The 12,127-nt window shown below is 45.4% G+C and carries 12 protein-coding genes; 7 read left to right on the top strand and 5 right to left on the bottom strand.

The window, feature by feature from the left end:
* Positions 1 to 13: 13 nt before the first annotated feature.
* The gene (locus tag NWE73_RS16790) at positions 14 to 1,138 is read left to right on the top strand and encodes a THUMP domain-containing class I SAM-dependent RNA methyltransferase (RefSeq protein ID WP_277579519.1); all 1,125 of its coding nucleotides are present in this window, start codon (positions 14 to 16) and stop codon (positions 1,136 to 1,138) included.
* A 69-nt stretch (positions 1,139 to 1,207) separates the two neighbouring features.
* Positions 1,208 to 1,600, top strand: a complete 393-nt coding sequence (locus tag NWE73_RS16785; protein WP_277579518.1) for a hypothetical protein — start codon at positions 1,208 to 1,210, stop codon at positions 1,598 to 1,600.
* A gap of 43 nt (positions 1,601 to 1,643) precedes the next feature.
* On the opposite strand, the gene NWE73_RS16780 is transcribed toward NWE73_RS16785, so the two are convergent.
* Positions 1,644 to 2,495, bottom strand: coding sequence for a TIGR02147 family protein (locus NWE73_RS16780; protein WP_277579517.1), 852 nt, complete (start codon positions 2,493 to 2,495; stop codon positions 1,644 to 1,646).
* A 231-nt stretch (positions 2,496 to 2,726) separates the two neighbouring features.
* On the opposite strand from NWE73_RS16780, the gene NWE73_RS16775 reads away from it, so the two are divergent.
* Positions 2,727 to 3,674 (top strand): hypothetical protein, encoded by a 948-nt coding sequence (locus NWE73_RS16775; RefSeq protein WP_277579516.1) that lies wholly within the window; start codon positions 2,727 to 2,729, stop codon positions 3,672 to 3,674.
* A gap of 74 nt (positions 3,675 to 3,748) precedes the next feature.
* On the opposite strand, the gene NWE73_RS16770 is transcribed toward NWE73_RS16775, so the two are convergent.
* Complete coding sequence (locus tag NWE73_RS16770) at positions 3,749 to 4,114, bottom strand: hypothetical protein (protein WP_277579515.1); 366 nt, start codon at positions 4,112 to 4,114, stop codon at positions 3,749 to 3,751.
* Positions 4,115 to 4,123: 9 nt separating this feature from the next.
* Positions 4,124 to 5,200 (bottom strand): UDP-3-O-(3-hydroxymyristoyl)glucosamine N-acyltransferase, encoded by a 1,077-nt coding sequence (lpxD, locus tag NWE73_RS16765; RefSeq protein ID WP_277579514.1) that lies wholly within the window; start codon positions 5,198 to 5,200, stop codon positions 4,124 to 4,126.
* Between the two features lie 125 nt (positions 5,201 to 5,325).
* On the opposite strand from lpxD, the gene NWE73_RS16760 reads away from it, so the two are divergent.
* From NWE73_RS16760 to NWE73_RS16750, 3 genes are read left to right on the top strand one after another with little or no spacing between them, the layout of a single operon-like run.
* Entirely contained in the window at positions 5,326 to 5,979 is a 654-nt protein-coding gene (locus tag NWE73_RS16760; RefSeq protein ID WP_277579513.1) for a hypothetical protein, read from the top strand.
* A gap of 50 nt (positions 5,980 to 6,029) precedes the next feature.
* On the top strand, positions 6,030 to 6,248 hold the full coding sequence (infA, locus tag NWE73_RS16755) for a translation initiation factor IF-1 (RefSeq protein ID WP_088616707.1): 219 nt from the start codon (positions 6,030 to 6,032) through the stop codon (positions 6,246 to 6,248).
* A gap of 41 nt (positions 6,249 to 6,289) precedes the next feature.
* The gene (locus NWE73_RS16750) at positions 6,290 to 8,644 is read left to right on the top strand and encodes a helix-hairpin-helix domain-containing protein (RefSeq protein ID WP_277579512.1); all 2,355 of its coding nucleotides are present in this window, start codon (positions 6,290 to 6,292) and stop codon (positions 8,642 to 8,644) included.
* Between the two features lie 189 nt (positions 8,645 to 8,833).
* Here the strand turns inward: NWE73_RS16750 and NWE73_RS16745 are convergent, their stop codons facing one another.
* Positions 8,834 to 9,577: a transporter substrate-binding domain-containing protein gene (locus tag NWE73_RS16745; RefSeq protein ID WP_277579511.1), complete on the bottom strand. Its 744-nt coding sequence runs from the start codon at positions 9,575 to 9,577 to the stop codon at positions 8,834 to 8,836.
* A 29-nt stretch (positions 9,578 to 9,606) separates the two neighbouring features.
* Positions 9,607 to 10,917: a trans-sulfuration enzyme family protein gene (locus tag NWE73_RS16740; RefSeq protein WP_277579510.1), complete on the bottom strand. Its 1,311-nt coding sequence runs from the start codon at positions 10,915 to 10,917 to the stop codon at positions 9,607 to 9,609.
* A gap of 193 nt (positions 10,918 to 11,110) precedes the next feature.
* Here NWE73_RS16740 and NWE73_RS16735 point away from each other — a divergent pair, with 193 nt between their 5' ends.
* Complete coding sequence (locus NWE73_RS16735) at positions 11,111 to 12,106, top strand: hypothetical protein (protein ID WP_277579509.1); 996 nt, start codon at positions 11,111 to 11,113, stop codon at positions 12,104 to 12,106.
* The last annotated feature ends 21 nt before the right edge of the window (positions 12,107 to 12,127 follow it).

Raw genomic sequence — 12,127 nt, 5'->3', positions numbered from 1 at the left:
AAGGAAAGCCCCCATGCCTGAATTTTTCGCCTCTACTGCTAAAGGCCTCGTAGATCCCCTCGAAACAGAACTCAAAGACCTCGGACTAAAGATCCTTGAAAAAACCCAAGGTGGAGTCTATTTCGAGTCCAACTGGGAAGGTTGCTATAAAGCGAATCTTCACTCCCGCTTGGCAAGCCGTATCTTGAAACCCATTTTGGATTTCACCGCTTATCAGCCAGAAGAATTGTACACACAAATTCTTCGTCATGATTTCACAAAATATATCAAACCAACTCAAACGATCTCTATCGACGTAACGATTCGCGATTCAAAAATGCGCGATCAACGTTTCGTGGCGATGAAGATCAAAGACGCTATCGTGGATCAGTTCCGCGATAAATTTGGCGTTCGTCCTGACGTGGACAATGAACAACCAGCATTGCGTATTCACGTTCGTGCGGTGAAGAATCAATTCAACGTGGCTGTGGACACAACAGGTGATTCTTTGTTCATGCGTGGTTACCGCAGAGAAACCGGCGAAGCTCCTTTGAAGGAAAACCTGGCAGCAGGTTTGATCAAGCTTTCTGAGTGGGATGGACAATCTCCTATCATCGACTTTATGTGCGGTTCCGGAACATTCTTGATTGAAGCGGCAATGATGGCGATGAACGTGGCGCCTGGTATTCACCGTAAGAGATTTGGCTTTATGAGCTGGCTCAGCTACGAACAAGAAACTTGGGACAATCTGGTTCAAGAAGCGATGGACGCTGAAAAAGAAGAACTTCCGTTCATGTTCTATGGTTACGATATCGACAACCGCGTTTTGAAAAGCGCTAAAGACAATGCCAAGCGCGCGGGTGTAGACCAAGTGATCGAGTTCAAGAAGGAATCTGTTGCGACTGTGGAGCCACCTGTTGAGAAGGGTTTGATTGTGATCAATCCTCCTTACGGCGCGCGTATCGGTGATGAAGACAATCTTCGCGACGTTTACCGCGATTTGGGCTTCACATTGAAACACAGATTCAAAGGCTGGGATGCTTGGATTCTTTCTGGAAACAAAGAATTGATTGCAGACTTAAAATTAAAATCTACTCGTAAGCATTTCGTATTCAATGGCAATATCGAGTGCCGTTTCTTGAAATACTCAATGTTCTAAATATTGCAGGCAAAGAAATTAAAGCCAGGGTTTGAGCGTAGCCTTGGCTTTTTAAGCAGAGGGGGAGTTGTGAAGAAAATAATTTTAGTTTTGGCGATGTTACCTTGTGTGAGCTTTGGTTATGCAAAGCAGGTGACTTCTTATTCGACTGCTTCCTGCACTCTGTCTAAAGGGGAGCAAGTTCTTCAGCAAGAGAACGACATCAAGTTGATGACCCTATCTATTGAAGATCATTTGGGTCGTTTTACTCAAGTTGTATGGAATGATGGCGAGACGTTGATTCAATATCAATTTTTAATTGAGGATGATGAGTCCTCTAAGACTTTGGATGCTTTTCTGGTTTTGCAGAACTTAAAAGTGGGAGAGAAAGAGATCTCCTCTGAGTTCGCCGCGAAAGACGTCAATTCCGTCAGCATTTCAGACGGCACTTACAAAGTGTCCTGCGCTTTACCTCACGAATAAAAAAAAGCCCTCTTGATAGAGGGCTTTTTCATTTCAGTTCTGGTTAAGTGTTCTTTTCCAGTTGGGGTAAGCTATTTTCTGCCAGCTCAGATAAACTATTCGCCTCCAGCTCAGTCAAATTAAAGAATTGCAGAGTGAGGCAGTAAATTGTGTCACGGTCTGCATCCGAGCTGGCCTCGGCCAAAAGCTCCCGGCGGAACTGGCGAATTTTTTCGAGCATTTTTTTGCTATTTTCTTTTTTGATCGGAATAAAGCTGGCGGACAGATCCCATTGATGTTTTCCCGCGGCTCCGACCTTGTTGCGACCTTTGCTGGCAAGTTGGTCATAGAAATTATGGACCGCCTTATAATCTGAACGGAATGTCGCTGCACGATTTTCAGAGGGAATTTCCCAGCGATCCTCTTTCTTGAGAAGCATTTGAACCTTTTCGAGCCGCTCGATTGCTTTTTCAACTTCATCCGTTTTTAAGCCAAAATGTTTGGCAACGGCTTCAATCGTATGAACAGAACTTGGAAGCTGGAAGTATTCAATAATAGCCAGATGGTACCAGTCAGACACGATAGAGAATTCATCTTCACCCATTTGCGTGGTGATGGACTCACGGGCCTTAATTCGATTTGTTGCCATCTCTTTGACGACTGGACTGCGGGCGTGCTCACTCAAGGCGAGATCGAGGAAGTACTCTTTTTCCGTAGGTGAAAGACTGAGCTTCTCGGCGAGATTAGCCGCGCGGGCTTGAGAAAGTCCCATTTTGCGATTGATGATCTCACTCAATCTTGAGCAGGGGATTCCCAAATCACGGGCGAAAGCGCGCAGTGAGTAGGCAGGATTTTTTTTCTGCCGACGTTCGAGTTCGCTGATAATAAAGTTACGATAGTTTGGTCTGTGTTCCATATCTAATTGTGAACAATCATTGAATACATGTTCCGTGTCACCAGTTAGTCGCAGTGAATATGAGTAAGATTGTTCCATGTGCTGGCTTTGTATGTTCCATAAGAGCTGGACTGGCAAAGGATTTTAGGCTGTTCATTGGTCGGGTCCAGTTCGCATGCCTAAGCAATGAATGAGCCTGTTTTGAGAGGGAAGGCCTTACAGAATTTACAGGGGTGCCCGATAAGCTTCTATATGAAGTTTTGTTGTTTACTCGCTCTTATTTGCTCTTTCTTGGGACCCAGTTTGGCGGGAGCTCAGGTAAGTACAACCATCGATACAACGGCATACGATGCCTTTGTTAATCAGATTCGGGCGACCTCGGCTAATTTTGCGAAGGCTCAAGCGGCTGCGGCCAATGCGGCAAAGCAGTCGGCGAAAGAGGAAGCTTCTAAATCCAAGTTGCTGAGCAAGCTGATTCAATCTTGTCCCCTTTTTCAATTTCAAACTTCTGAGCCTATGGCTGGGGCTGAAAAACCCGCAAAGAAAGCGGCAGAATCCGTTATGGATGTCGCATGGAAGGCCCGTGAGGCTGAGGGTTATATCTATGAAAAGGATTTAGATCAGGAGCTTTCAAAAACTGTTGGTAAAGATGCAATGGCAAAATTTGCTGAGGGCTGTGATCACTTTATGAATGCCGAAGGAAAGATGGGTTCATGGGGGTCTTGGGCTTTGCAACTCATTAAGGATAAATCCAAATCATTTGGTAAAAACGTCCCTGATGACATTACAAAGTGGTGTCCCAATTATCCCAAGATGAACAAAGGGCAAAGAGATCTCTTCTGGGTTTGGGCGATGATGTCCATGGCCTCTTCTGAATCCAGCTGTAGGCCTACCAATGATAATCCCAATGCTCCTAATGGAACGGCCGTAGGGTTGTTTCAGTTGGAATCCCGTGTTTGCTCTAAGGCCACAGATCTGCATAATCCCTATCAGAATATTACTTGTGCGGTGGACCTGTTAGCGAGTGAGTTGGACAGCCGTGACACTTTGATGACGCCAACGTCCAAGGGAGAAAAAGGGACTTATTGGGGGCCGCTCAGAAACGATGATTATAATAAAAAAAGAGGCGGCGATATCAAGGGCGCGAAAAAGACCCGGGCCTTGATGCAAGAGTATCGATACTGCAAAGGCAGCATTTAAAAGTGAGCCGTTAAAATAAAAAACCCGCTTTTAAAGGCGGGTTTTTTATTTGCCGTTAGTGCAAGTTTCTTGAACTAGAACGGTTTGTTGATCCCAAGAACTGCAGCTGTCGTACCAAGAACAAGCAAAAGAATTGCAACAGGCCAACCGATGTGACCTTTTCTTTTTACAAGAGAGATCCCAACGCCCATCAACATCCAGATGATGATTTTAGCGACAACCCAGCCAGGCATATTGGCCATGATGCCCATTTTAGCAAGCATGCCGAAGCCGCCGACAAGCAGGAACAAAAGACCGATGCCGTGAGTGGCGAAGCTCATGATGCGAGCAGGTGGTCTGAGAGTCACCCCAGAGTAAGAGGCAACCAAAAGGCCTCCGAATCCGAAGAACAAACAGATCAGGCCTGCGAGGTGAAGGATTTTGTAAAATTCTAATGTCATAGTGAGCTCCTACTCTTCTTTAAGGCCCAAATGTTTGATGATTCGGGCGATATCTTTTCTCATGCGTGGCAAGTTGCCGTTTCCAAATGTTGCAAGGGTCTTCATGTTGTCACGAAGTGGCTCCACAGGGTAGCCCGCATAGGCTCCCGGCTTGAGGATGTCGTTCGAGACGCCACTTTTGCCGCCGACGATGACTTTATCAACGATCGTGACGTGATCAGAGACGACAGTGTCGCCGCCGAACATGCAATGGCTGCCAACTGTGCTGGAGCCAGCAATCTTAAAGCCTGCGGCCATGACGTTGTGTTCGCCGATAATAACGTTGTGAGCAATGTGGCAGAAGTTATCCATTTTAGTGCCGTTGCCGATGCGAGTCTCTGTAAGAGCGGCACGGTCGATGGCGCAGTTGGCACCAAGTTCAACCCAATCACCGATCACGACTTTGCCGATTTGTGGGATTTTTTTGTGTACACCTTCGCGAGTTGGCGCAAACGAAAAGCCATCGGCACCGATGGTCGTGTGGGGGTGGATTTCGCAATGAGCTCCAAGTTCGCAGTAAGCGCCTACGAAAACTTGTGGGTGAATCAGGGTGTGGTCGCCGATGGTGGCATAGCACTCAATCACGGTGTGTGCCCCAATGGTTGCATAGTCGCCGATGCGGACATGTTCGCCAATGACAGCAAAAGGTCCTACATAAACGTTTTTACCCAGGTGAGCGGTCGGATGGATGCAAGCAGAGGGGTGGATTTTCTCTTCTTGGTTGAAGCGATTCATCTTTCCATCGAACAGAGGAAGGATTGCGGCCATTGCCAACTGCACGCTGCCGGTTTGGAAGAAAGTTGTTCCTGTGTCATTCGGAAGACTCTGTGAACCATGAGCTGGAAGGCTCAATGATTTATGAGCGACCACGATGGGCGCCTGTGCCTTGAGCGCAGCTTCAAGTTGGTCCGCCTTTGATACAAAAACCAAAACGTCTTTGTCAGCGAGTTCGGGAGGAAGAACTTTCGTTGCTACTGATTGAAGAGAACCGGATATATAAGTGAGATCCGAAGAATGAAGATCTTTAATTACTTCTGCTGTTATCATAGTGATGCCTCGCGCTAACACTTTCTCATAATTTTTTTGCTGTCAAGACACTGTGTAATAGGTTAGATCTGGTTTATAAACACTTTTCGATCATTTCTCACCTTATTAGGAAGAGAGGAATTGAGATGGCTAAGAAAGCTCCTAAAAAGGAAGCACCTGCGGCAAAAGCTAAAAAAGTAGCAGCAAAGCCTGCTGCGAAAGCTGTTGCGAAACCGGCTGCCAAAGCAGCTCCAAAAGCGGCCCCTAAAGCGGCGGCGAAGCCTGCTCCAAAAGCAGCGGCAAAGCCTGTTGCTAAAACTGCAAAACCTTCGGCAAAACCAGCTCCTAAAGTGACTGCTAAACCAGTCGCGAAAGCTGCTGCGGAAAAGCCCGCGGCTAAGCCAGTGGTGAAAGCAGCTCCTGTAAAGGCCCCAAAAGAAGTGAAGCCTGCTAAAGAAGCTAAAGCCGTGAAACCTGCGCCAGAAGTGGAAGAGGAAGCGGTGGTTGAGGAAGTTTCTGAAAAGAAAGCAACCTCAGGCAAGAAAGAGAAAAAAGAAAAAAAGGCGACCAAAGCTGAGAAAGCTTTAAATGAAGAGCAGGCCAAATGGTCAGATCTTTATGATAAGTATAAATCGATGAAAGCTCAGCCTTATAGCATCGGTGCTCAATATGAAGCCAAGACTGCGATTGATCACAAGATCTTTGGATGGGGATTCATTCTCTCAAACGAATATGATCGACTTGAAGTCCTTTTTGAGGACGGAAAACGCATGCTGATCAGCAATAGGAAGATGTCATAGGGCAGAATTCTATTGCAAGGTCCCTTAAACTGACCTAGAAATTTACCTACATGGCAAAAGACGATTTAGTACAAATTGACGGAAAAGTGATCGACGCCCTTGCAGGGGGTCTTTATAAGATCGAACTCGAAAATAAAGCGATCATCAACGCAAAGCTTTGCGGAAAAATGAGACGCTTTAATATTCGTGTGGTTGTGGGCGACCGTGTGAGCGTAGGGGTATCACCTTACGACCCAACACATGGTCTGATCATGTTCCGTCACAAATAAAGATTTAAAACTCCAATTATTCCAATAAATCTAGAGGTTCTATGGATCAGGCTCTTCAGAGTTATTTGGCTCGTATTGTCCCTACAGTTTCTGCAAGTTCTGCACAAGCAGTGATCGAACTTGCTGCTGAGGGCGCGACAGTCCCTTTCATCGCTCGTTACCGTAAAGAGAAAACAGGCAATTTGGACGAAGTTCAAATTCGCAATGTTATCGAGGGTCACGAGACTTTCAACGAAATCGTAAAGCGTAAAGCTTTCTTGATCAGAGAGATCGGGGAGCAGAACAATCTTACGGCCGAAGTTCAGAAGCGTATCGAGCTTTCTTGGGACTTGGGTGAGTTGGAAGAAATCTACAAACCTTTCAAAAAGAAAAAGAAAACCAAAGCTACCATCGCTCGCGAAGCGGGCTTGGAACCTTTGGCTTCTTGGATTTGGGAGATGGGCCACGGTTTGATCAAAGACGATCAGACAATGGAAATGAAGGCGAAAAACTTCTTAAACCCAACTGCCAAAATCGTAACTTACGAAGAAGCGCTTAAAGGCGCACAAGATATTTTGGTTGAGAAAATTGCCAATGATGTTGAGCTTCGTGCAATGGTGGCTAAGAACTACAACGAAAAAGGTCGCGTAGTTTCTAAAGCTGCTAAAGGTTACAAACCAAACTCCAAGTTCGAAATGTACAAAGAGTTTGAAGAGCCGGTTAAGAACCTTCTTGATTCAAAAAACAATCACCGCTATTTGGCGATGAGACGTGGTTGGACTGAAGAAGAATTGGCTATCGACGTTAAAGCTGATGATGAAGACAATTTGAAGTCTTACGAGAAGTTCGCAACAACAACTCCTGATAATGCTATCGGTGAGTACTTGAAGCAATCTGCTCGCTTGGCTTTGAACGTTTATGTTCTGCCATCTATCGTGAATGAAGTTCACCGCGTTCTTAAAGAAAAAGCGGACATGGATGCGATCACGGTGTTTGCAGAAAACGTTCGTAAACTGTTGTTGGGTTCACCATACGGTTCAAAATGCGTATTGGGCGTGGATCCTGGTTTGAGAACGGGTTGTAAAGTGGCTTTGATTGATAAATCAGGTGCTTTCATTTCTCACACGGTTCTTTATACATTGGGTGACGATGCTGACCGTAAGGCGAAAGTATTGTTCAACGAAGTTCTAAAACAAATCCAAATTGAAGCGATCGCTGTCGGAAACGGTACTGCAGGTCGTGAGACTGAGACTTTCTTGCGTAAAGTTTTGAAAGATCTTGGTAAAAATATTCCGGTTGTGATGGTTTCTGAATCAGGTGCCTCTGTGTACTCTGCGTCTGATATCGCTCGTGAAGAGTTCCCGGATCTTGATTTGACGGTAAAAGGCGCGATCTCTATCGCGCGTCGTTTGCAAGATCCTTTGGCGGAGCTTGTGAAGGTAGATCCTAAGTCTATCGGCGTGGGTCAATACCAACATGACGTGAATCAATCTCAATTGAAAAAATCATTGGAAGCGGTTGTTGAGTCTTGCGTGAATAACGTGGGCGTTGACGTGAATACTGCTTCTGCAGCTTTGCTTTCTCATGTTGCGGGTATTGGGCCGGCACTTGCGAAAGGTATCGTTGAGGCTCGTAAGAAATCTTTGTTCACAGATCGTTCGGAACTTTTGAAAGTTCCGAAGTTCTCTGCGAAAGTTTTCGAACAAGCGGCGGGTTTCTTAAGAATTCCTGCCAGCAAGCAGGTTTTGGATTCTACAGGAATTCATCCTGAGCGTTATCAAGCAGTTGCTGATATGGCTAAGGATCTTGGTGTTTCTTTGTCTGAAGTTATCGGCGAAGGCGCTAAGAAGCTGGTTGCACAAAGAACTAAATGGGCAAAGCTTGTCGGTGAATTTACTTTCGACGACATCGTGAAAGAGTTAGAAAAGCCAGGCCGTGATCCACGTGATCCGTTTAAGGTTTTCCAATTCCGCGATGACATCATGGAAGTGAAAGACTTGAATGAAGGTATGATCTGCCCAGGTATCGTGACCAACGTTACTAATTTTGGTGCATTCGTGGATATCGGTGTTCACCAAGATGGTCTTGTGCATATCTCTGCATTATCACACAAATTCGTTGATGACCCTCGTAAGGTTGTAAACCCTGGTGATCATGTAACAGTGAAGGTTTTGAAGGTAGATCCTGTTAAGAATCAAATTTCATTAACGATGAAAATGGACGATGCTCCTGAGGCATCGGCACCACGTGGTGAAAGACGTCCTCCGCAGGAACAAAAGGGTGGTTACAGACCTGGTGGTCCAAGAATGCCTCCTGGTGGTGGTGCGCCGAGACCTCAAGCGGGACCTCCGGCGAAACCAGCAAATCCGTTCAACAATCCGTTCGCGGCTTTGATGAACACTCCGACAAAAAAATAGTTTTTATTAAATACCGCTCTGACAATTTCGGAGCGGAATAAGCTAAGGGGAATTAAAATGGCTGCAAAAGGTAAATCTAAAAAAGGTATCCGTCACAGAATGAAAAGAATCGCTAAGAAAAAGCGTATGTACAGAGCGAAAGTTCGCAAGTAGTTCGAACTAAAAAGCCCCGAGAGATCGGGGCTTTTTTTATGGAACCTGATAGGTCTCGAGAAATTTGCTGTAAGGAAGTCTACTTTGCAGCTTCAAAAACTCTTTTTCGAAACGAACCTGGTACTTTGTTGCGCTGGCTTTGCTGAATGCAGGGCTTAGCTCAACGGGCTTTTCGGGAAGATTCATAATGCGAAGTTTTTCTGTCAGCCCAAGTTTTTTGATTGCGTAGGTCACTGAAAGAAGTTCGGGGCTATAAAATCCCTGAGAACGTCCCGAGAGAACTTTGCGCAGGCTTCTTTCGGTAACGTTATCGCCCGTCATCTTTTCCAACGTCAGATGATCTGCAGTCAAAAGAGGTGATAGGTAGCCCTCTTGCCATATTGAGATTTTCATATGCTTCAGATCCTCAATATGGTTGATAACAAGAATCGGGTTGTCATTTCGAACGGTGATTGAGCCTTGCATTTTAAACAGAGGATTTGGAAAGAAAACATGAGTTTTCTCACGCGCTGGTGTTTTACCTAAATAAAGAATCAAATCAATTTTTTTATCTACCAGAAGGCGTGAAAGCGGTTCTTGAATATAGTGAAATCTGACGCCCATTTGTTTGGCGATGATGTCAAAATACTCCAGTGCGGCCCCCACTTCCTTCCCATTTTTTAGAGTTCCATGCGGAGGCAAATCGAAATAGCCGACAGTGATGGAGTCATCTCGCGCTTCGGATGAGCAAGCTAGCAATAGGGATAGGATTAAAGTGCACAATGTCAGTCTATTTTGCATACTTGTTTTCCGGCCTCGTGCTTCAATTTTTAAACCTTTGCGAGAGCTGTTTGCAGATCTTGAATAATGTCCTTAACGTTTTCCAGTCCCAGGCTTAGACGGATCGCACGGGGATCAATGCCGGATTCTTCGCGCTTGTCATTCGGGATCGCGGAATGAGTCATATAGCCCGGAACTTCAATCAAAGTTTTGGTCAAACCTAAGCTGACAGCCAGAGTGATCGCATATGAATTTTTCGCGATATCATCGACGAATTTTTCGCACTTCTTCATATTGCCTTTAAGTTGAAATGAAATCATCGTGCCCGGAGCAAATTTTCCTTCTGGAGATTTCAAATATTTTTTTGCTTCTTTAAATTGAGGATGGCTTTTCAATCCCGGGTAAATCACTCGTTCCACTTTTGGATGCTTTTCTAGGAATTGAGCGATTTTCAAAGCAGATTCTTGCTGCTGCTCGAAGCGGATTGCTTGTGTGGAAATTCCATAAACCAGAATATGCCAAGCAGAGTAAGGATGAATGATTGCGCCGAAATCTTTACGGGCGACTCTTAGGATGCTCTCGTGTTCTTTGGGAGCGATCACCGCGCCTCCCATTTCTGTTCCAAAGCCGGAAATGTTTTTGGTTAAGCTTTGGATCACGAAATCAATATTCCATTCGATAGGGCGAAGAGCCCAAGGTGTGGCGAATGTGTTGTCGACAACGGTGTAGATTCTATTGTCTTTAGTACGTTTTTTATTCGCATTTTTTACGAGTTGTGCAATTTTCTCCAGGTCAGCAATTTCCAAAATAGGATTGGAAACCGATTCGAAGTAGACAATGCGGGTTGCAGGATCTTGAAGCTCTTTTTCCAAAGCGACAAGATCGTTCACATCAATCAAAGAGTGCTGAATATTAAACCGAGGCAGCCAGTTTGTAATCAGGCTGTAGGTGCATCCGTAAAGGGTTCTATGGGCAACAATTTTTTGATTGCTCTTAAGAAGTGACATCAGCGTGGAGGCGATAGCTCCCATACCGCTGCCAAAAGTGATAGCGCATTCGCCTTTTTCAAGCACCGCCAACTGGTCTTCCAACATTTTGGTAGTGGGCTCTTCCAGACGATCATAGATCCAGATAGGTTTGTCGGTAGCTCCTTTTTGAGCTCCAAAGGTACTGAAGCCTTCCGCGCCTCTTTGCAGAGAATCCAAGCGGAATGTCGTAGATGCGGTCATAGGTGGAATCAAATGATGCGAAAATTCCCAGGATTTAGACAAGGCCTCACCGTGGATGGCTTTTGTTCTTAAAGATCTCGCATATGTTTTTGGGGAAGTTTTTGATTGCGACGAACTTTTTTTCTTTGTCATTTGAAGGCTCCTCGTTTTTTGCCAAATAAACTAGAGCACATATTCTAAGGGGAGGAAAGGGAATTGCCCTTCTGGACTGTGCGCGCAAGGCCGGCACCCAAGGATTTCGCGAATAATCTTTCAGAGAATTAATTGTACTCGCAGGCAGAATCGAAATCTGATGAAGCTGTGGCTTAGAGGAAAGGACCGTGCCGTGAGGTTTTTACTTTTGCTAGGATTCATTCTATACGCGATTCCTGGTGTGGCCCACGATTTAGAATTCATATTTTACCGTGCTCCAAAACCTTTAGACTGGAGCACTCCGGGAAGTTTAGTGCGCAGCACGGTTCGAAACTCTTTCGCTCAAATTGGAATGAAAGATGGTGAGAACTATCGGTATGATCTTTATCCTCATGCGATTTCCCATGTGAATGTGAAGTTACAATGCGGAACAGCTCCCGCAATTTATCGAGGAATGACTTCGGATCGTTCAACGGCCTCTTACGCTTGGGATTTGATGGCTCGAGGTAGATCGTTGGAAACATTTTTAATCGATGTTAAAGGGCGGTTTTATAAAAATGACGAAGTGCTAAAGTGGCTTTCTGTTTTGGAGTCCCAGGGCTATGTGCGACGATTCCAGTTGAAGTTGAATGAGGAGCAGTGCCAGCGGGTGCAAAAGTATTTGCGAGAATACGAAAGTTTATATCTTCAAAAAATATATGGAAGTTTGCGTGCAGATCCACAGTGGGGGCAGGGTGCGGGTTGTGCGGCATTTGCTGTAAGTTTTTTGAAAGTTCTCAATTTGTTTCCGGAAACTTTAGAGAAATACTGGCGCCGTCATCTTCTGGTTCCCTTAAGACTTCTTTCCTTTCAGGCGCGCAAAAGCGACCTCAGCTTCTGGGCTTACCTGCGAGGAGAGGATGCGGCATGGGCCAGTGAAACAGAGCCTCATATTGAGTTGCAATTTTATGATCCTGAACTGATGTACAACTGGGTGGGAGCGCGACATAAAGTGGTCTGGGATGTTCGCAGTCGGGTGGTGCCGGAGAGTTCATTTTTTCGCATGTCGCGTAGTCAAACTCGGCAGAACCAAGAGCACCGCTTGCAAAAGCTCAATCAGCTCTTAAGTGAAAAAGAACTTCGTGATCCCTTTTACTTTGAGTGCCGGAAATGGGGATACTGTGGACCTGGTCTAGGGATCAGGAAATGATACCTTGGGATTAAACTTAGG

The organism is Bdellovibrio svalbardensis (assembly GCF_029531655.1).
Taxonomy (GTDB): domain Bacteria; phylum Bdellovibrionota; class Bdellovibrionia; order Bdellovibrionales; family Bdellovibrionaceae; genus Bdellovibrio; species Bdellovibrio svalbardensis.
The sequence above is the reverse complement of the archived record's forward strand: the minus strand, read 5'-3'. Positions and strand labels throughout refer to the sequence as shown.

What these genes read in the sequence shown, in the direction of transcription:
- NWE73_RS16750 (WP_277579512.1), top strand. Translation starts at nt 6,290, where the DNA reads ATGGATCAGGCTCTTCAGAGTTATTTGGCTCGTATTGTCCCTACAGTT.
- NWE73_RS16745 (WP_277579511.1), bottom strand. Translation starts at nt 9,577, where the DNA reads ATGCAAAATAGACTGACATTGTGCACTTTAATCCTATCCCTATTGCTA.
- lpxD (WP_277579514.1), bottom strand. Translation starts at nt 5,200, where the DNA reads ATGATAACAGCAGAAGTAATTAAAGATCTTCATTCTTCGGATCTCACT.
- NWE73_RS16775 (WP_277579516.1), top strand. Translation starts at nt 2,727, where the DNA reads ATGAAGTTTTGTTGTTTACTCGCTCTTATTTGCTCTTTCTTGGGACCC.
- NWE73_RS16740 (WP_277579510.1), bottom strand. Translation starts at nt 10,917, where the DNA reads ATGACAAAGAAAAAAAGTTCGTCGCAATCAAAAACTTCCCCAAAAACA.
- NWE73_RS16760 (WP_277579513.1), top strand. Translation starts at nt 5,326, where the DNA reads ATGGCTAAGAAAGCTCCTAAAAAGGAAGCACCTGCGGCAAAAGCTAAA.
- NWE73_RS16790 (WP_277579519.1), top strand. Translation starts at nt 14, where the DNA reads ATGCCTGAATTTTTCGCCTCTACTGCTAAAGGCCTCGTAGATCCCCTC.
- infA (WP_088616707.1), top strand. Translation starts at nt 6,030, where the DNA reads ATGGCAAAAGACGATTTAGTACAAATTGACGGAAAAGTGATCGACGCC.
- NWE73_RS16780 (WP_277579517.1), bottom strand. Translation starts at nt 2,495, where the DNA reads ATGGAACACAGACCAAACTATCGTAACTTTATTATCAGCGAACTCGAA.
- NWE73_RS16770 (WP_277579515.1), bottom strand. Translation starts at nt 4,114, where the DNA reads ATGACATTAGAATTTTACAAAATCCTTCACCTCGCAGGCCTGATCTGT.